The organism is Lysinibacillus sp. VIII_CA (assembly GCF_049943995.1).
Taxonomy (GTDB): domain Bacteria; phylum Bacillota; class Bacilli; order Bacillales_A; family Planococcaceae; genus Lysinibacillus; species Lysinibacillus pinottii.
Genome location: NZ_JBNFXM010000027.1, coordinates 1 through 18,457 on the forward strand (window position 1 = coordinate 1; position 18,457 = coordinate 18,457).

Below are 18,457 nucleotides of genomic sequence, written 5' to 3' on the forward strand. Positions count from 1 at the left end.
CCGGTGCAATACCGAACTCATTTTATCCAAGCTGCCTAAATCAAAATAACCGTGTCTAACTTTTAGGGGTCACTTCAGGAGTCGTCTTCGTTTTACTTTATTTTTCTTTTAGTTACCTTTTTATGCAAACCTTGAATAACTGTTCGTGTCTCATCTAAATAATCAATTGTCTGATTATACGCACTGGTCACTACTCCCATAAATAAAATATCAATGACGAGAAGCTGGGCAAGACGAGAGGAAGTGGCACCGCTTCTAAAGGTCGCTTCTACATTCGGTGATACATATAAACAAATGTCAGCTAAACTAGATACTAATGAATTACCGTAACGTGTTAGGCTTATTGTAGTAGCAGGAGTTTCGCCTGCTATTTCAAGAATTTTGGCCACTTCATGTGTTTCTCCAGAGAAGGATATCCCGACTACCACATCCCCCTCCTGTGCATTAACAACCGATGTAGCTCCTAGATGTAAATCCATGAATGCTTTACTATGCCTATTAATTCTTAAAAATTTTTGATCTGCATCCATTGCCGTAATTCCAGAAGCACCTACGCCAAAAAAAATAATTCTTCTTGCTTTTGCTAAAGCTGATACAGCTCGCTCTAATTCAGCTTCATCAATTAAATTAGCCGTTTGTGTCAGAATCTCACTATTCTGCAAGGTCACCTTCTCTACAATTGATTGTAACGGCTCATTTGCTTCAATATCTCTGTCGACGGTGTTCTTACGCTGTAAATCACCAGCAATACGTAATTTTAATTCTTGAACACCGCTGACATGCAAAGATTTACATAATCTTACAACGGCAGCACTGCTTGTCTGGCTTGCCTCTCCCAACTCTACAGCGGTCATTTTAATCGCCTGTGTGGGATGTTCTAAAATAAAGCTTGCCACCTTTTTTTCAGAAGGAGGTAGCTTCTCTCGCATTTCTGAAAGCATAATTAAACCGGCATTAATTTTTTCCATACATCCATCCCCACCTCTAGTATGTAGCCTTCATGAAAAAGTGAATGGAGCAGTTCCATTCACCTCTTACTTCAAAACTTCCGTAATTCTACTGCTCTACGCACATGCCCTTCGGATTGGGCGAGTAATGCGGTTGCTTCTTCTAACCCTGTATTTGTTAGTAACATGACAATAGCCAGTTTTACTTGATAGTTGGTTTGCTCTAAAACTTGCTCAGCTTGAATATAGGATACTCCTGTCACTTCACAAACAATTTGTTTGGCACGTTCACGCAATTTAAAATTACTAGCATGAACATCCACCATTAAATTTTTATAGACTTTACCTAGTTTGACCATGGTGGAGGTTGTAATCATATTCAGAATTTGTTTATGGGCTGTTGCAGCCTTTAGTCTAGTGGAGCCAGTCAGAATTTCTGGACCAGTAATAACCTCAATGGCTATATCTACATTTTCGCTAATGGTGGAACGAGCGTTACTGACCAAGCTAATCGTTTTTGCCCCTATATGCTGGGCATAATTTAAAGCTCCTTTGACAAAAGGTGTTCTACCACTTGCCGCAATACCAATAACTATATCTAAATTAGTTAGCCGTTGTTTCTCTAACTCTTGTCGTCCTAAAGATAAATCATCTTCTGCCCCTTCTATGGCAATCATTACGGCCTCTGAGCCACCTGCTAAAATGGCTTGCACTAGCTTAGGAGAAGTACTAAATGTTGGTGGACATTCAACGGCATCTAGCAGCCCGATTCTCCCACTCGTCCCTGCCCCTACATAAAACAATCTACCCTCATTTTTTAAAGCATGTACAACAGCCATAATAGCTTGTTCTATTTCAGGTAATACCTTGTCTATAGCCTGCGGAATTTTTTTATCCTCTTCATGCATGAGCCTTATAATTTCAGCAATGGACATTAAATCTAAATTAGCTGTGTCTGGATGATAATCCTCAGTCGTCAGTTTTGTCATTCGCTCCATCGAAATCAAATCCCTCCATTCGAATTTTTAACGCTCATCCAAGTTCCCTTTACTGTTTGTTGTAGAGCCCCTGTCATTGGAATTCCTTCACTAAAGAGCCCGTTTATAAAAGCACCAATAGCAGGTGGTACTTCAGGCTGAATGATTTGATTATAAATGGTAGCTTGTTGCAATTTTGCTTGAAAGCATTGAACAAAGTAATGGTTTTCAAATAAGCCTCCACATGTAACAATTGGAAATTTTTTTACGTGTGGTTCTTTTCTAAACATCATTTGGAGAAGTTGAACTAAATGGGTAACTGCATGGTCAGCAATCCTCTTCGCTGTCTCATTATTTTGGGTAGCTAAAAGTAATACCGTCCTAGCAATAGAGGATATACATATGCGTGGCTGCGAATGCTCATAAATTAGCGTAATAATTTCAGTAGGATCTGTTAGTGCTAGACGCTCTAAAACAGCTTTAGAAAAGGCATCCTCATACAAACCACAAGCGTCATATTGACGAGTAATGGTACGTAATGCTTCTTGTCCAATATAGTAGCCACTCCCCTCATCACCCAATAGATACCCCCATCCTCCAATGCGACTAATGAAATTTTCTTGAACAACATAAACAATTGAGCCTGTTCCGGCTATAACTACTAATCCCTCCTGCGTAAACGTCCCACTAGTAAGTGCCGCTACTGCATCATTTGTAACAGTAACCTTACAGAACGGGAAGGGGAAAATATGAGCTATCCACTCCTTCCAGCGTATTAAATCCTCTTGACGATCCCCTCCTGCTACGCATAAGAAAACCGTTGAAATATCACTTTTTGTAGCACCTACCCTTTGCACTAAACATTCTAGTAACTGTTGAATATGTTGTCTTACCTCATAGGATGGAGTAGACTTTATATTCGTGCCGTCTCCATCCATAACGGCGAGAACACTTCCATCTTTTGTCCCAATTACAGCACGAGTTTTCGTTCCACCGCCATCGACACCAATAATATATGACTTATTTAATGGCACCTGCCGTCAGCCCCTCCATAAATTGCTTTGAAGCAATAAAGAATAATAGAATCATTGGTAATGATGCTAATGTCAGTCCAGCAAAAAGTGAGCCCCAGTCAGCTGAATGCTCTCCAAATAACGACATCATTCCGACAGGGATTGTCCGTTTCATCTTTTCTGTAATAAAAATAAGCGGAAAGAAAAAGTCATTCCATGCTGCAATAAAATTGATAATAACGACTGTTCCTAGTGCAGGTCGCATTAATGGCAATACAACATACCAAAGGACCCTTAGGTTCCCAGCACCATCCATACGGGCAGCCTCCTCCAATTCAGAAGGTATCGTTTTAAAAAAGCCTGTTAGTATGAGCATGGATAAAGGTATACCTGTCGCTGTATTCATTAAAATCAAAGACCATAAAGAATTAATTAGTCCTAAATCACGCATTAAAATAAAAAGAGGGACGATTCCCAATTTTATTGGGATCATCATGCCTAATAAGAATATAAAGAATAAGGCATGGTTCCACGAAAATTTAAAGCGAGCTATATAAAAGGATGCCAATGAACACACAACAACAATCAGTACAACAGATACAATACTGACAAATAGGCTATTCATAAAATATGTGGTAAAGGGAATTTTAGACAATAATGTGCGGTAAGTATCAAGGCTAAAGCTAGATGGAAATCCCAATGGATCCTTGTAAATGTCCACACTTTTCTTAAAGGAGGACAAAATCATTAACAAAATAGGATATAAGCTAATTGTCGCTACTGTAAACAAAACAAGATAATAGAATGGTCGAACCCAAATGGCTCCTTGCTTCATATACCTCCCCCTTACATTTGGACGTCTTTTTTATTGGCCAAGCGTAAAAATAGCGTTGTACAAATTAATATAAATAGAAAAAGCACTGTCGCTAGGGCAGACCCTATACCAATTGCTGTAGCACCGGAAGCAGATGAACTACCAAAGGCTAAGCGATAGAAAAACACGGCCAATGTATCCGTAGAATAATAGGGCTCCCCCATAGAGCCTTGCATGGCATAAACAAGTTCAAATGCCTCAAAGGATTGAATAAATGTTAAAATGCCCATGATCATTATCGATGGCACCATTAAGGGCAAATAAATCATACGTAATAAAGTAAAGCCCTTTGCACCGTCTAGTCTCGCAGCCTCAATCAACTCATTGGGAATGCCTTGGAATCCAGCTAAAAAAATTAAAACGCCAAAGCCTAGCCCAAACCAACAATTGACTAAAATAATGGCAATTAAAGCTGTTCCAGGATCACCGAGCCAAGCCTTTTGCAACGTCTCTAAACCTAATTTATCTAAAAGGACATTTAAAGTTCCAAAATTAGGGTTTAAAATAAGCTTCCATAAAAAACCTACAACAATTACCGATAACACTCGCGGGAGAAAAAAGGCTGCCTTGAAAAACTCAGCTCCTTTAATTTTTTGGTAGATAATAAACGCTAAAAAGAAAGCTAACCCATTCATAACAACCATTTGCACAACAAAATAGATACCATTATGTTTGAATGCATTCCAAAACATGGAGCCATAAGGTTCTGTCGTGAAAAGCTTCACGAAGTTTCGTAATCCAACAAAATCCCCACGTGACATTCCTTTCCATTCAAAAAAACTATAGGATAAAGCTGCTAGAATTGGATAAAGCACAAACATTCCATAAATTATAATTGCAGGAATAGGGAAAAGGTGGATAGACCACCTTGCCCATGATTTTCTTTTTGATAACGGTGAAGCTGTAGACTCCCTCATGATGAGCAGCCCCCTTTAAAATTCTGAGAAAGGAAGATTCCTTGTAGGAACATTATTTATTTTTGAAATGGCGTGTACCAAGTTTTAGCGTTTTCTTGTACTTTGGCAGCGACCTCTTTAGGTGTTACTTGACCTAAATACATACCTTGTAGTTCACTTTCAAGTAAACTTTTTGTTGTTGGGTCCCCTCCTGTAAAATTAGTCACCCACATGTATGGTGTCGATTCATTTGCAGTGGATTTACTAATCTCATTTAATAGGGCATTGTCAGAGGTAATACCAGGTATGGCACTGATCATGGAAAATTCCTTCACAAACAATTCACCGAATTCCTTTGTAGTTAAAAACTCTAAAAATACCTTTGCAGCCTCTTTATTTTTCGAATTTGCATTAATAGCAAATGAGCCATCTACCCAAGTCGTCACTGTTTTCTGACCCCCTTTAGAGGGAATAGGAAAATACCCTAAATCTAAATCAGGATTCATTTCTAATACAACAGGAATTTCCCAGCTACCTAACGGGAACATAGCCGCCTCCTCTAATGCAAACAAAGTACGAATATCATCCATTCCTAACCCCTCTGAATTAGCAGGAAAATACTTCTTTAAGTCATTCATTACTTGAATTGATTCTATAAACTGAGCATCAGTAAAATCTTTTTCTCCCGCAAGCACTGCTTGGTAGAAATCATTGCCTTCGTAAATCGCCGGCCCTACAATCCCATGCAGTAATGACAATAACCAGCCTTCCTTCGTGCCCATTGCTATTGGTGTAATACCCTTTTCAAGTAATTGATCATTTAATGCTATGAACCCCTCCCAAGTAGTAGGTATTTCGAGGTTATGATCCTTGAAGATTTTTTTATTATAGAAAAATTGCGTTGAGCTCAAATTAATTGGTACCCCATATTGATTTCCATCTTCATCACGGGATGCTAGTAGTGCCTCTTCAGGAAAAGAAGGTAAACCATTTAAGCCATTTATTTTCTCGACATATCCGGCTTCAGCAAGCTTTAATCCAGCTGCATAAGGTCGTAAGTGGAAAATGTCTGGGCCTTCTCCAGCCTGTAGTGCTGTATTGAGAACAGTGTTATACTCTGTATTTTTAGTCGGATTAAAGGAAATCTGTATTTCGGGATGTTGTTCATTAAATAATTCGATAACTTTTTCATATTTCGCCACATCTTCAGTACGCCAACTTCCTATCGTGAGAGAAATCTCTTCTATTTCCTCCCCTTCTTCCTTATCAGGTGTTGTTGAAACCGTTGTTTTCTCTTTTGAGGTACACCCCACTAAAGCTACAACGAATAATAATAGAAACAGCCATAACCATTTACTCTTTTGTTTCATATCAACTAATCCACCCTTCATATAAAAAATTTTTCATAAATCAACGTATGAAGCTTTTCCCGAATACTTCTCATATTTGTATTCCTTCCATAATGAACTGCATTCGTCAGGAAAATAACAAAGGCCTTTTCAACAGGGTCCATCCAAATACTTGTGCCTGTAAAGCCTGTATGACCAAACGACCCCTTATTCCACCTCCTAGCAAAACAAGATGATAAGCAATCTCCATCCCATACTTCAAAACCAAGTCCCCTATTTCTGAATGTCTTCGTATAGGCAAGTTCTAGCCACTCATAAGGAAGAACTTGTTGTTGTGTAAGTCCTAACCAAATCTCTGCATACTTCGCTAAATCTTCCGCACATGAAAATAAACCGGCACTACCAGCTACACCTTCCAACAGCAGAGATTTTTCATCATGAACAATTCCTTGAACAAATTTTCCATCCACCATCTCTGTGGATGCCGTTAGTCCCCGTTGATGCTTCTGTAATTGAAAGTGAGTACGATTCATCCCCCAAGGCTTCAATATCTCCTGTTCAACGAATTGACTAAGTGACCCCCCCGATATTTTTTCAATCACTTTCCCTAATAAAATCATACCTAGATCACTGTAGAGTACTTGCTCACCTGGCTGAAACACCACTTTACTGGAAAATATCTCTGTCATTATGTCGCGTTGATGATGCCTTTGCACCACTGGCATTAAGTCTGCTGGTAGCCCTGAATTATGCTGTAATAAATGTTGAATTGTCATATTGGCATACTTAAAATTGGGTAAATATGTTTGAACCTTATCGTCCACAGTCATTTGTTGTCGACTCAAGAGCAATAAAGTAGCTGGTAGCGTTGCCACTACTTTTGTTAATGACGCTAAGTCGAAAATTGTATGGCTCAAAATGGATTGTTTACTGCCATCTTCAGCTGTAAAAGCCCCATAACTACGTGACAAAATTCTTTTATGATGCTGTTGAACAATCAATACTGCACCTGGAATTTCCTTTTTTCGCACTAAATCATTTATATAGGCATCTACCAAATAGAACACCCCGCAGCTTTAACTATCTAAATTTTCTGTAAATTATTATTATCATATAAAATAAAATGATAAAAAATTACACCAATCTTAAAATTTTTTTTCATATAAAAAAACTCCCCGCCAAGTCATTGCATACTTGATAGAGAGTTTCTTCATTATTTAGTTGTTTTTTTCAAATCCATCGAAGCTGCTGCACTTTCAACCTTTACGCGTTTTAAGAAGAATGCAAGCACGACTGCAATCACTGTTATACCAGCCGCAATTAAGAATGAGTGTGTAATACCATCTAATAAAGCAGTTTGCATAATTTGATCTTGCATTTGTTGCATTTGCTCTGGTGTAGGTGCTGCACCTGCTTGTGCTGCATTTGCTTTCGCCTCGACAATTAATTCTTCGGCTTTAGCTTTTGTACGATTATTCATGAATGTAACTAAAATCGCACTACCAATGGCTCCTGATACTTGCTGTAATGTGTTGTTAATAGCTGTACCATGTGGATTCATAATTTGTGGTAATTGGTTTAAGCCGTTTGTCATAATAGGCATCATTACCATCGACATACCGAACATACGAATTGTATACATCGATACAATAAATGTATAGCTTGAATCAATTTCTAATTTTGTTAAACCGAATGTTGCGATTGTAGTAATCGTTAATCCGATAATGGCCAATATACGTGGACCAAACTTATCGAAAAGCTTACCAGTAATTGGTGACATAATCCCCATTACAAGCGCTCCTGGAAGCATCATTAAGCCAGCTTCAAAAGGTTCAATACCGCGAATAGATTGTACGTAAGCCGGTGTTAAAATCATCCCTGAGAACATTGCCATGGAAACAATAACAGAGATAACAGACCCTAATGCAAACATTGGATATTTATAAATACGTAATTCCAATAATGGTTGATCCATTTTTAATTGTTTAATGATGAAAATAATTAAGGCGATAAAGCCAATTGAAATTGTGCCATATACCCAAGGGCTTGACCAGCCTTTATCCCCTGCTGTACTGAAGCCGTATAAAATACCCCCGAATGCAACTGTTGATAAAAGTACTGATAGGAAATCTAAGTGAACTTCACGTGTCTCCATCACGTTTCTTAATTTCCAAACACCAAATAATAAACTAATAATCGCAAATGGAATAATCATTTGGAAAAGCATACGCCAATCATGATGCTCCACAATATAACCTGATAATGTCGGTCCAATTGCTGGTGCCATAATCATGACTAAACCGAAGATCCCCATTGCTGCCCCACGCTTCTCTTTAGGGAAGCTAGTTAGCATAACATTCATTAACAGTGGTGACATACTGGATGCTCCAGCTGCTTGCACCATACGACCTGCTAACAGCATGCCAAAGCTGGGAGCGAAGCCTGCCATAATTGTACCAATAGTAAAGATAGACATCGCTGTAATAAATAAATGTCTATTTTTAAAGCGTGTCACAAAAAATGCTGAAGCAGGAACTAAAATACCACTTACTAGCATATAGCCTGTTGCGAGCCATTGTACTTTTGAATATGTGATCCCAAAATCTTTCATAATTGTTGGTAATGCCACATTCAACAATGTGTTATTAAGAAAAGCAACAAAAGCACCCACAAATAATATAGCAATCATGCCATAAGGGGGCTTCTTCATTGTCTGCTCACTATTCATTTATATCCCTCAATTCTTTCGTGTGTTTTTCGATAAAACTTATTTTATACTCGTAGTCTACTTTTTTCAACAAATAAGTTTATATTTTTTATAAACGTTGATATATCAGCGTTTTTGGTGTAGAATAAGAGTATAATATTTTTAAAAAGGTGAGGTCATGAACAAAAGAAAAAGACAAATTATCACAGCTGCGCGTGCACTTTTTATTGAAAAAGGATTTCTAGATACATCGATTAACGACATCATCCATGATGCTAAAATTTCAAAAGGGACATTTTACAATCATTTCTCTTCGAAGAACGAATGCTTAATCGCCATTTTAGATGAAGGACGTGAGGAAGCAAGTAATCGTAGACATGAACTTATTTACGGAAAGGATCCTACAGATTTAGAAGTGTTAACACAGCAAGTTGCTGTTCTCATGTACGTCAATCGCGAACATAACTTAATTCAAATTTTTGAATCAATCTTTCATTCGAGAGATAAAGAACTAAAAAAAATTATTATTAACTACCATCTACAGGAATTAGAATGGTTAGCTAATCGTCTTGTTCAAGTCTTCGGTGAAGAAATTAGCCCAATAAGCTATGAATGTGCTGTGCAAACGCTTGGAATGATTAACCTCACATTGCGCGCAGTTTTTATAGCTGATTATGATAAATATATCAATCGAGAAGCCATTGTACGTGTAGCATTGCGCAATATTAGCGTTATTATACCTACTATGCTTGAATCGAAGGAAATTATCGTTAGCGTTGAAATGATCAATACTATTCAAAATGTAGTCAATTATAAAACCGTTACAAAAGATATGGTCATCGAACAATTACGTGGTTTTGCCAAAGGATTAACGAATAATGAAACAGTGGAAGGCTTGGAGTATGCAGAATTTTTATTAGAGGAGCTTCAACGCGAAAATCCAAAGCTTTTTATCATCGAGTCACTTCTTACACCTTTCCGTAAAGCATTCGTTGGAACAGAACATGTCGCAGAAGCCCGCGATATCGCCAATAGTCTATGGCGCTATGTAAAAATTGAGCGTCCGGCTGAGCGCTGCAACAAAAATAGACAATAATAAAAGAGGTATCAAAATTTGATACCTCTTTTTTAATGACATTGAAATCTTAAAATAAATACTGTACCGTCACGATCTGAACGTACACTTATGGTGCCATTGTGGAGGTCAATAAGCTGTTTTGTAATGGCTAGTCCTAAACCTGTTCCTGTTGTATCATCTGTCGTGTTAGTTCCACGGTAATAACGTTCGAATAGGTTATCGAGCTCTTCCTGAGGAATGCCAGGACCTTGATCAGCAATTGTTAGCATCACTTCTTTACCAGTATGTTGCGCCTCCACCATTACCTTCGTGCCTACAGGTGTATATTTTTTCGCATTGGTTATTAAATTATCCATAATCCGCTTGAGCAAAAGTTCATCTGCCTGCAGCATCACATCACCATAAACCCTTACACTTACCTGTTCATCAGCAAATTGTGTTAACCATGTTGTCAATGGCAGTAATACCTTATCAAGCTGTATGGCCTTATTTTTTAACTGATACGTATACGTTAAATCTTGTATGAGGGCATCCATATATGTTGCCTTTTCCTGCATAGTTTGTGCAAAAATACGCATCTCATCCTTTGTCCACTCATAATCCTCCGAGGCAAGCATTGTGGAATAGCCATAAATAGAGCTTAAAGGCGTCTTTAAATCATGCGATAAACCTGTAATCCACTCCTCACGTAACTGCTCTGATTGCTTAATTTGCCTTTCATTTGAATCAAGTCGCTCAGATAAATGGTTTAAGGACTCCTCTACAGGCTGAAATAATTTAAATTTCCGTTTCAATTTCCCACTTTTCTTATGATGGATGTTCTTATCACTAATATCACTGTAATCGAATTGGGTAAGTCGCTCAATTCGCGATATGACATAAACAAGTGGACGTACAAATTGTCGTGAAATACTAATAGATAAAAAAATAACGCCCAGCAATAAAATAATATGCCCACCAAAGAAAACGGAAACAAACAATATCATCGCCTTATTGAAGGGCTCTTCAAATGGTTTATAGGATGGGTTAGGCATACGGACAACAAATGTGGACTCATCCGCTAAGGTTGTACTTTGCTTAAGTTCCTCATGCTCGAATATGTCATATTTCTCCTCAACCAGTTGGGGCTTCTTTAGCTCTTCATAACGTTTTCCTACAATGTCCGTCCGGTTCCATTCCGTATCATAAATTTCAACACTAGCTTTATGTTCTTTTAAACGCTGAATTGTGACATCTGAAATCGTCCCTGTAGCTAACCAATTATCAAGAGCCTCGTCAAATAATGGCCGAACAGGAGAAATAGGTAGAAATAACAAATAATATTTTGGAAGTTCCCATGTGTGCATACCTGGCTGCTTTAATGCAAAAATTTCACTATCAGGCCTTCCACATAGTTCACAGCTTTCCCCTGTATAATCTACAATGGTCATCGACTGATCAAATAAGTAAAGTTGACCTGCATTTTCCTCAGCACGCTCTACTAAATAATCGGCAATTTTAACGGAATCTCCCTTTTCTATGACGGCATCGTCCTCAATTTCAAAGGAGCTCATGACATGAATATTGTCTCCTACACGATCATTAATAAAGATCGCAAAAAACACCAAGCTCATAATAAAGCCCGAAATAATTAATAAATAAAATATAATGAAATACGATACAAAACGAAGCGTTAGTTTCCCTGCTGGCTTCATGAGGAAACATCCCCAACAAGCTTATAGCCAATACCTCTGACCGTTATAATGCAGGTAGGTTTACCAGGATTCTTTTCAATTTTTTCTCGCAGTTTTCGTATATGTACCATTACTGTATTATCATCAAACAAACAATCTCCCCATACACGCTCGTAAATTTGTTCCTTAGATAATACTTGCCCCGCATTATCACATAAATATTTCAATAAATGAAACAAACGGCCACTAATGATTTCCCTTACCCCATCTACAGTGATTTCTGCTGCATCAATATCGAATGTAAAACGGCTACATGTAAAAAGATGATTTTCTGTGACTTGCTTTTTTTTCATATAACGCGCTAACTGTACCTTTACCCTTGCAACAAGCTCGAGTGGATTAAATGGTTTTGTAATATAATCATCTGCACCATTCATAAAACCACGAAGTTTATCGGCGTCACTGCTTTTAGCTGTTAAATAAAAAATAGGAGCATCGCTTTTTTCCCGAATAAGATTCGCCACTTCTAACCCACTACCATCCGGCAACATAATATCTAAAAGGTAAAAATCAAATGTTTTAGCATAAATCTCGGATTTTGCTGCTTCTATCGTGTTACATAATGTAATGCTTGTCATGCCTTCTTTTCTTAAAATGATATCAATCATTTCAGCAATCGCTCGTTCATCCTCTAATACTAATATGGATGCTTTCTGCATATCCTCACCTACTTTTAAGATTACTTTAAGGTAGTCATTATTTCACCATAAGCTTCCTCAACTATTCTATGTATAAGATAACCAATTAAGGAGATAAAACGCAATGACAACTAATCGTGTTACTTTCATTGATACAATGCGTGGGTTTAGTTTATTTGGCATCTTAATGGCGAATTTGCTGATATTCCAGTTTGGAATGTATGGCAAAGATGAATTAAAAAATCTTTCTACCTTAGATAACGGAGCTTTATATTTTGTAAAGATTGTAATTGAAGGCTCCTTTATGCCCATCTTCACTATTTTATTCGGCTTCTCGCTCATTAAATTAATTGAATCCATTCGAAGAAAAAAAAATAAAAGCCGCTGGTCAGTTTTACGTCGGGCTACTGGTTTAATTGCCCTCGGTTTACTACATTCCATTTTATTATGGGAAGGCGATATTCTTTTTTCCTATGGCTGTATGACTTTATTTTTAATTCCCTTTATTAATCGTAAACCTAAAACTTTATTTATATGGGCAGGTATTCTGTTTGTCCTGACGACGGCTTTAACATACGGTTCTATGGAGGCAACTAAGAAGGAACAAAAGGAATTAGATACTTACATTGAACAAGCAAATGATGTCTATGCTAATGGAAGCTACTTAGAAATTTTTGATTTCCGAGCAAATGCAGAAGTACCTGGAATGGAGGACCCTTCCTTCATCTTTATTATATTAATTTTTGCACCCATGTTTTATGCTCCCTTATTCCTCTTCGGTATGGCACTCGCTAAAAAGCAAGCCTTTGTGAAAATGGACGAGGAAGTAAAGTGGTATAAGCTAGGTGCACTCCTAGTTCCTATAGGTCTCGCATGTAAAAGTATAAGTTTTATAGAAAGTAATTTTTCTTCTATCTTACTAATGGGTGGATCTCAGCTATTAGCACTCGGCTATGTCAGCCTTGCAGCTTTACTCTATAAAACACGCCCTGTGCAGCTTCTCGCCCCTGCATTTGAGAGCGTAGGCAAATTATCTTTAACCAATTATTTACTACAAACTATTATTTGTACAACTGTTTTTTACGGTTATGGTCTCGGATTATACGGCAAGCTAGGTATCTTTGGTGGTATCTTATTCGGTATCGTTGTTTACAGTCTACAATGTGTCTTCAGCCTTGCCTATTTAAAGAAATTTAAACGCGGCCCATTTGAAACAGTCTTACGTGTATGGACGAATTGGTCATGGACTGGTCAGGTGAAGTAAGACACCTACAAACTACTATAGAAGAAAGGAATTATTTCATATGAATAGTGACTCTAAAGAAGACTTTACAGACTCGTGGTGGTTTTTAGGTATTTGTGCGGCTGTAGCAGTAATTTTAACACTATTGCATTTTAATCGATAATATCACATTCGTTTTCCTTGCCCCCTACTGTATACTATTACTACAACTATACAGCTAGGGGGCATTTTCTTGTTAACGCGTATCATGATTACAGGCTATAAACCACATGAACTTGGTATTTTTAATGATAAACATCCTGGGATTGGCATCATTAAAAAGGCATTGGAAAACCGTCTACGTCTTCTACTTGATGAAGGGCTCGAATGGGTTATTATAAGCGGCCAACAAGGTGTAGAATCTTGGAGTGCTGAAGTTGTATGGACGCTAAAAAAAGAATTTCCTCATTTAAAATATGCAGTTATCACACCCTTTTTAGAACAAGAGAAAAATTGGCAGGACCCTAAAAAGGAAAAATACCAAACCATAATTGCCCGAGCAGATTTCGTTACAAGCATTACAAAAAAACCGTACGAAGCTCCTTGGCAATTTATTGAGAAGGATAAATTTATAATTCAAAATACAGATGGACTATTATTAATTTATGATGAAGAGAATGAAGGCTCTCCAAAATATATCAAACGTCTGGCAGAAAAATTTATGGAGTCACATGACTATTCACTTTTAACAATCAATGCCTATGATTTACAGATGATAGCGGAGGAAATACAGCAACAAGATTGGTAGAAAATAATTGATATAATTTTCCGACAATTATATACTAGTATTATGAAATAGGTTGTCTGTAGCCAGCTTTTTTACCACCATTCGAAAGGAGCTGTCATCATTTGAAGAAACAAATCGAAGTAATTTTTGAAGCTTCTCCTATAAATATTGCTCATGATACGTATCGCAGAGAGTGTAGCTATACACGTGGCATTCATATTGAAGAACAAGAATTTCTAGCCATTTTAAGTACCATGAGTAGGGATTCCCGCTTATATTTTGATTTTCATAACCCACGTAAAGAGATTAAAAAAGGAACATATTTAAATGGACACTCCGGTTTAGCCTACAATATTTTTGAGTATTATAAAAAACACTTTAATATTGAGATTATTGATATAATTAATGGTAAAGATTTTTATGTAAAAATCATATAAAATAACCCCCTTTAAAGTTTCACCTTTAAAGGGGGTTATTCGATGTTATAGGTCGGATACTTGCGCGCCTAACTCTTTATTATTATACATTTCTGTATCCAATTCTTTCGTAATACGTGCTGTTGTAACACCAGCTGTCATTGAACCACTTACATTTAAAGCTGTACGTCCCATATCAATTAAAGGCTCAACTGAGATTAATACACCTGCAAGGGCAACCGGTAAATCAAGGGCTGATAATACAAGGATTGCTGCAAAGGTTGCACCACCACCAACACCTGCTACACCAAATGAGCTAACTGCTACTACTGCAATAACTGTAATAATGAACACAGGATCAAGAGGATTAATGCCTACTGTAGGTGCGATCATAATCGCTAGCATGGCAGGATATACACCAGCACAGCCATTTTGACCAATTGATAAACCAAATGAACCTGAGAAGTTGGCGATACCCTCAGATACCCCTAGACGACCTGTTTGCGTTTTAATATTCATCGGTAAAGTACCAGCACTTGAACGTGAGGTAAAGGCGAATAGTAATGTTTCCGCAGACTTTTTCATATACGTAATTGGATTTAATCCGCTTAATGTCAAGATTAATAAGTGTACTAAGAATACAATTATTAAAGCTGCATAAGAGGCAATTACAAACTTACCTAAATTATAGATGGCACCGAAATCAGATGTTGCCACAGTACGAGCCATAATAGCTAAAATTCCGTACGGTGTTAAACGTAAAATAATTGTTACAACACCCATAACAAGGGCATAAATAGCATCTAGCCCTTTTTTAATTGTTGCTGCTGTCCCTTCATCTTTACGTGCTACACGTAAATAAGCAAAGCCAAGGAATGCTGAGAAAATTACGACAGCAATTGTTGAAGTTGAACGAGCTCCTGTTAAATCAAGGAATGGATTGGCTGGGAATAACTCAACAATTTGTGTTGGTAAATCTGGTGCTGCTAAACCAGTCGTTTTTTCCTCTAGGTATTGGCCACGTGCTGTCTCCGCTTCACCTTGTAAAATGTGTGTTGCATCTAAATCAAATACTGTTGCAGAAAGAATACCTACTGCTGCCGAGACAGCTGTCGTACCAATTAAAATAGCTAAAATAAGAGCAGCCATTTTCCCAAAATTTTTGCCAATTTTCATTTTTGTAAAGGCAATGAGAATTGATATAAATACTAATGGCATGGCTACCATTTGTAACAATTTAACATACCCAGTACCTATAATATTGTACCAAGATGTTGTTTTGGCTAAAACTTCAGAATCAATACCGTAAATAAAATGAAGTCCAAGACCAAGTAAAATCCCTAAACCTAGACCTGCAAAAACACGATTCGAAAACTTCACGTGTTTTTTATTCATGACATATAAAATTCCAACGAACACAAGCAAAACTGCGACGTTAAGAATGATTTGTAAATTCGACAATGGAATGCCTCCTAAGGTGTTTTATAATAATGTAATCGAATTATATACCTATAATCCCTATAATTCAAGTATGTTTTATTAAGATTAATAATTTCATACAATAAAAACGATTTGTCATGATTTATTATGCCCTCGAAACGTAAAACCATTATTTTAGTGAAACTTCTTTAAAATATTTTAGTCTCCCATGCTTCAATTGGTGACAACATTATCACTTTAATGGGTTCAATCCCTGTGATTACAAAATTAATACTAAATACCCCTCTAAACATTAACAAAAACCTACATCGTTTAATGAACGAAGTAGGTTTCTTGTTTATTAATCAAATAACAGCTTCCAGTAATTTTTTTACACTGTTTTTTCACGCGCGTCACTGTATTAGATAATTGTTCTACGGAGTCAAAATATTGAAATTCATTCGTAATAACCGCAACGGATAAGGTAGTACATGTTAATGGCTCCAGTTTTCCAATTCTATTGGCTACCTGCACATATTCGAGATCCTCTAATTCATAAAAACTCGAAATATTTGCATCAAACTCATCAATAATTTTCTGGCAAATCGAGGCTGCCTCATAATGGGGCAAAATCGCTACAAAGTCATCGCCACCAATATGCCCTAAAAAATCGTCTACCTCACATATATGTCTCTTAAGAATATCTGTTAAATATAGTAGGATTTTATCGCCTCTATTAAAGCCATAGGTGTCATTATAGGATTTAAAATGATCTAAATCGAAATATATTAAACTATATTGTGAAAGTTTTAAGGCTTCCTCAAGCTTTTCATTGATTAATTTATTACCCGGTAAACTACTTAGTGGATTCAAAAAGCTAGCAATGGCCACCTGAGTGTCAACGAGCTTTAACAGAAGCTCCCTTATACTAACCATTCCATCATATAGGTCATTTTTAGTGACAATTACATCATCATATAAATCCTCTGGGGGTCTAGACATCGCTTGAGTACTAACCTCAGTAATCGGTATATTCCGATCTACAATTAAAGGATTCTTTTTAATAATTAATTGATTTTGCCGTCCCATAAATAAATGATAGCCATATTGAGTGCCTATTTTTTGATAGAAATGCGTACGTGTAATCTGCCCAATAGGTTTTTTATCACGAACTACAACCACACTCCGTAATGATGGGTTACTCGTAAAAAGCACATCTACTTCTTTATTTTTCACAAATTCATCAATACATGGAACCTTTTCAATGACTTCCCCAATCTTCATGGTCACCCACCCTTATTTTCCCCAAATGCATTTCCTTTGCGGGCTTTCCTATCGCATACCCTTGCGCATAGTGAATACCGATACGATGTAGATACTCAAGCTCTTCCTGTCTTTCTATTCCCTCAGCAATAATTTTAGTTTTAGCCTGCTCGGCATACTTCATTAGCAATGTAACAAGCTGCTGCTGCTCACTAATCTGATCAATACATTGAATTAATGAACGATCTAGTTTAATAAATTCTGGCTTTAAATAAATAAGTGTTTTTAAGCTATTGTAACCCGAGCCAACATCATCTACCGCAATACGATAGCCCTGCGATCTATAATGTGATAATACACGTTCAAACTCAACAAAATCTATAACAGCACTACGCTCCGTTAACTCAAAAACTACTTGTTGTGGCTTAATGCCGAGTTCCTTTAATAATTGTAGCGTTTCCCCACTATGATATTTTTTATCTAATAATACATTCGGGTGTATATTCAGAAATACTAAAAGGTTTTTATCTACCAAATCATGGTGCATACGTTCCTTGAAACGTTGTAAAGAAAGATTTCTACAAAAACACTCAAATAAAAATACACAATCTGTTTGTCCTACAAATTCATAAAACTGGTCTACACTCGTAAACAATTCAGAGGGTATTGGACGATTTAAAGCTTCAAATCCAATTGTTTGCGCTGTCTGTAAATCTACAATAGGCTGAAAGTATGTATGTAAAGAACCTTGTTGAATAATTTGCTTCAATGCTTTTAAACGTTTGATATATAACGTATTTTGTTGATGTTGCCCATATAAATATTTTAATAAAGAAAAAACATTATTCGTTTTTCTAGTTTGTTCCACAGCTGACTCCATGCTTGCACCTCTTCAATTGGTTATTATGGTTCATTGTACGCTTCCATTGTAAATAGACTGTTAATCGCATGTAAAAAGAGCAGGCTCTAGCACTAGAATTCAGGATACCTTTTTCCGAGTAGTAAGATTTTGTTCACATCTATTAAATGGTTCTTATTTCACAATATTCACTCTATTACAAATTGTTTATTTGATATAAACTATCGTTAGTGTATGATTGTAATAATAGGTTTATATTACCTATTATAATTATTTGTG

General features: G+C 36.9%; 17 protein-coding genes. 4 read left to right on the forward strand and 13 right to left on the reverse strand.

The features are described from left to right. Positions 1 to 92: 92 nt before the first annotated feature. The 8 genes from ACP3VS_RS22110 to ACP3VS_RS22145 form a co-directional block, all read right to left on the reverse strand. On the reverse strand, positions 93 to 968 hold the full coding sequence (locus ACP3VS_RS22110; RefSeq protein WP_031418312.1) for a MurR/RpiR family transcriptional regulator: 876 nt from the start codon (positions 966 to 968) through the stop codon (positions 93 to 95). A 71-nt stretch (positions 969 to 1,039) separates the two neighbouring features. Beyond that, the gene (gene murQ / locus ACP3VS_RS22115) at positions 1,040 to 1,945 is read right to left on the reverse strand and encodes an N-acetylmuramic acid 6-phosphate etherase (RefSeq protein ID WP_031418311.1); all 906 of its coding nucleotides are present in this window, start codon (positions 1,943 to 1,945) and stop codon (positions 1,040 to 1,042) included. Positions 1,946 to 1,950: 5 nt separating this feature from the next. Continuing rightward, positions 1,951 to 2,958, reverse strand: a complete 1,008-nt coding sequence (locus ACP3VS_RS22120) for an N-acetylglucosamine kinase (protein WP_031418310.1) — start codon at positions 2,956 to 2,958, stop codon at positions 1,951 to 1,953. Next, complete coding sequence (locus ACP3VS_RS22125) at positions 2,945 to 3,772, reverse strand: carbohydrate ABC transporter permease (RefSeq protein ID WP_031418309.1); 828 nt, start codon at positions 3,770 to 3,772, stop codon at positions 2,945 to 2,947. Before ACP3VS_RS22125 ends, ACP3VS_RS22120 begins: the two co-directional genes overlap by 14 nt. A gap of 11 nt (positions 3,773 to 3,783) precedes the next feature. Then, complete coding sequence (locus tag ACP3VS_RS22130) at positions 3,784 to 4,728, reverse strand: carbohydrate ABC transporter permease (RefSeq protein WP_051563172.1); 945 nt, start codon at positions 4,726 to 4,728, stop codon at positions 3,784 to 3,786. A 56-nt stretch (positions 4,729 to 4,784) separates the two neighbouring features. Next, positions 4,785 to 6,098, reverse strand: a complete 1,314-nt coding sequence (locus ACP3VS_RS22135; RefSeq protein ID WP_012292529.1) for an ABC transporter substrate-binding protein — start codon at positions 6,096 to 6,098, stop codon at positions 4,785 to 4,787. Continuing rightward, positions 6,095 to 7,123, reverse strand: a complete 1,029-nt coding sequence (locus ACP3VS_RS22140) for a serine hydrolase domain-containing protein (RefSeq protein WP_308741230.1) — start codon at positions 7,121 to 7,123, stop codon at positions 6,095 to 6,097. Before ACP3VS_RS22140 ends, ACP3VS_RS22135 begins: the two co-directional genes overlap by 4 nt. Positions 7,124 to 7,269: 146 nt before the next feature. Beyond that, positions 7,270 to 8,784, reverse strand: a complete 1,515-nt coding sequence (locus tag ACP3VS_RS22145; RefSeq protein ID WP_012292527.1) for a DHA2 family efflux MFS transporter permease subunit — start codon at positions 8,782 to 8,784, stop codon at positions 7,270 to 7,272. Positions 8,785 to 8,941: 157 nt separating this feature from the next. Here ACP3VS_RS22145 and ACP3VS_RS22150 point away from each other — a divergent pair, with 157 nt between their 5' ends. After that, a complete protein-coding gene (locus ACP3VS_RS22150) occupies positions 8,942 to 9,859 on the forward strand; it encodes a TetR/AcrR family transcriptional regulator (protein WP_012292526.1) in 918 nt (305 codons plus the stop codon). 32 nt (positions 9,860 to 9,891) lie between these two features. Here the strand turns inward: ACP3VS_RS22150 and ACP3VS_RS22155 are convergent, their stop codons facing one another. Continuing rightward, positions 9,892 to 11,535, reverse strand: coding sequence for a sensor histidine kinase (locus tag ACP3VS_RS22155; RefSeq protein WP_426390017.1), 1,644 nt, complete (start codon positions 11,533 to 11,535; stop codon positions 9,892 to 9,894). After that, the gene (locus ACP3VS_RS22160; protein ID WP_012292524.1) at positions 11,532 to 12,233 is read right to left on the reverse strand and encodes a response regulator transcription factor; all 702 of its coding nucleotides are present in this window, start codon (positions 12,231 to 12,233) and stop codon (positions 11,532 to 11,534) included. Before ACP3VS_RS22160 ends, ACP3VS_RS22155 begins: the two co-directional genes overlap by 4 nt. A gap of 103 nt (positions 12,234 to 12,336) precedes the next feature. Here ACP3VS_RS22160 and ACP3VS_RS22165 point away from each other — a divergent pair, with 103 nt between their 5' ends. The 3 genes from ACP3VS_RS22165 (at position 12,337) to ACP3VS_RS22175 (ending at position 14,658) form a co-directional block, all read left to right on the forward strand. Then, the gene (locus ACP3VS_RS22165) at positions 12,337 to 13,476 is read left to right on the forward strand and encodes a DUF418 domain-containing protein (protein ID WP_012292523.1); all 1,140 of its coding nucleotides are present in this window, start codon (positions 12,337 to 12,339) and stop codon (positions 13,474 to 13,476) included. A 226-nt stretch (positions 13,477 to 13,702) separates the two neighbouring features. Next, a complete protein-coding gene (locus tag ACP3VS_RS22170) occupies positions 13,703 to 14,242 on the forward strand; it encodes a DUF1273 domain-containing protein (RefSeq protein ID WP_031418299.1) in 540 nt (179 codons plus the stop codon). 101 nt (positions 14,243 to 14,343) lie between these two features. Beyond that, positions 14,344 to 14,658, forward strand: coding sequence for a hypothetical protein (locus ACP3VS_RS22175; RefSeq protein ID WP_012292521.1), 315 nt, complete (start codon positions 14,344 to 14,346; stop codon positions 14,656 to 14,658). A 45-nt stretch (positions 14,659 to 14,703) separates the two neighbouring features. Here the strand turns inward: ACP3VS_RS22175 and ACP3VS_RS22180 are convergent, their stop codons facing one another. The 3 genes from ACP3VS_RS22180 to ACP3VS_RS22190 all read right to left on the reverse strand — a co-directional run bounded on the left by ACP3VS_RS22180 (position 14,704) and on the right by ACP3VS_RS22190 (position 18,199). After that, positions 14,704 to 16,098, reverse strand: coding sequence for an L-cystine transporter (locus ACP3VS_RS22180; RefSeq protein ID WP_031418298.1), 1,395 nt, complete (start codon positions 16,096 to 16,098; stop codon positions 14,704 to 14,706). Positions 16,099 to 16,389: 291 nt separating this feature from the next. Continuing rightward, entirely contained in the window at positions 16,390 to 17,340 is a 951-nt protein-coding gene (locus ACP3VS_RS22185) for a GGDEF domain-containing protein (protein WP_036160631.1), read from the reverse strand. Then, positions 17,318 to 18,199, reverse strand: a complete 882-nt coding sequence (locus tag ACP3VS_RS22190; RefSeq protein ID WP_325882063.1) for an EAL domain-containing protein — start codon at positions 18,197 to 18,199, stop codon at positions 17,318 to 17,320. Before ACP3VS_RS22190 ends, ACP3VS_RS22185 begins: the two co-directional genes overlap by 23 nt. Positions 18,200 to 18,457 lie beyond the last annotated feature (258 nt).

What these genes read in the sequence shown, in the direction of transcription:
- ACP3VS_RS22165 (WP_012292523.1), top strand. Translation starts at nt 12,337, where the DNA reads ATGACAACTAATCGTGTTACTTTCATTGATACAATGCGTGGGTTTAGT.
- ACP3VS_RS22130 (WP_051563172.1), bottom strand. Translation starts at nt 4,728, where the DNA reads ATGAGGGAGTCTACAGCTTCACCGTTATCAAAAAGAAAATCATGGGCA.
- ACP3VS_RS22135 (WP_012292529.1), bottom strand. Translation starts at nt 6,098, where the DNA reads ATGAAGGGTGGATTAGTTGATATGAAACAAAAGAGTAAATGGTTATGG.
- ACP3VS_RS22125 (WP_031418309.1), bottom strand. Translation starts at nt 3,772, where the DNA reads ATGAAGCAAGGAGCCATTTGGGTTCGACCATTCTATTATCTTGTTTTG.
- ACP3VS_RS22185 (WP_036160631.1), bottom strand. Translation starts at nt 17,340, where the DNA reads ATGAAGATTGGGGAAGTCATTGAAAAGGTTCCATGTATTGATGAATTT.
- ACP3VS_RS22160 (WP_012292524.1), bottom strand. Translation starts at nt 12,233, where the DNA reads ATGCAGAAAGCATCCATATTAGTATTAGAGGATGAACGAGCGATTGCT.
- ACP3VS_RS22150 (WP_012292526.1), top strand. Translation starts at nt 8,942, where the DNA reads ATGAACAAAAGAAAAAGACAAATTATCACAGCTGCGCGTGCACTTTTT.
- ACP3VS_RS22190 (WP_325882063.1), bottom strand. Translation starts at nt 18,199, where the DNA reads ATGGAGTCAGCTGTGGAACAAACTAGAAAAACGAATAATGTTTTTTCT.
- ACP3VS_RS22145 (WP_012292527.1), bottom strand. Translation starts at nt 8,784, where the DNA reads ATGAATAGTGAGCAGACAATGAAGAAGCCCCCTTATGGCATGATTGCT.
- ACP3VS_RS22110 (WP_031418312.1), bottom strand. Translation starts at nt 968, where the DNA reads ATGGAAAAAATTAATGCCGGTTTAATTATGCTTTCAGAAATGCGAGAG.
- murQ (WP_031418311.1), bottom strand. Translation starts at nt 1,945, where the DNA reads ATGGAGCGAATGACAAAACTGACGACTGAGGATTATCATCCAGACACA.
- ACP3VS_RS22170 (WP_031418299.1), top strand. Translation starts at nt 13,703, where the DNA reads ATGATTACAGGCTATAAACCACATGAACTTGGTATTTTTAATGATAAA.
- ACP3VS_RS22155 (WP_426390017.1), bottom strand. Translation starts at nt 11,535, where the DNA reads ATGAAGCCAGCAGGGAAACTAACGCTTCGTTTTGTATCGTATTTCATT.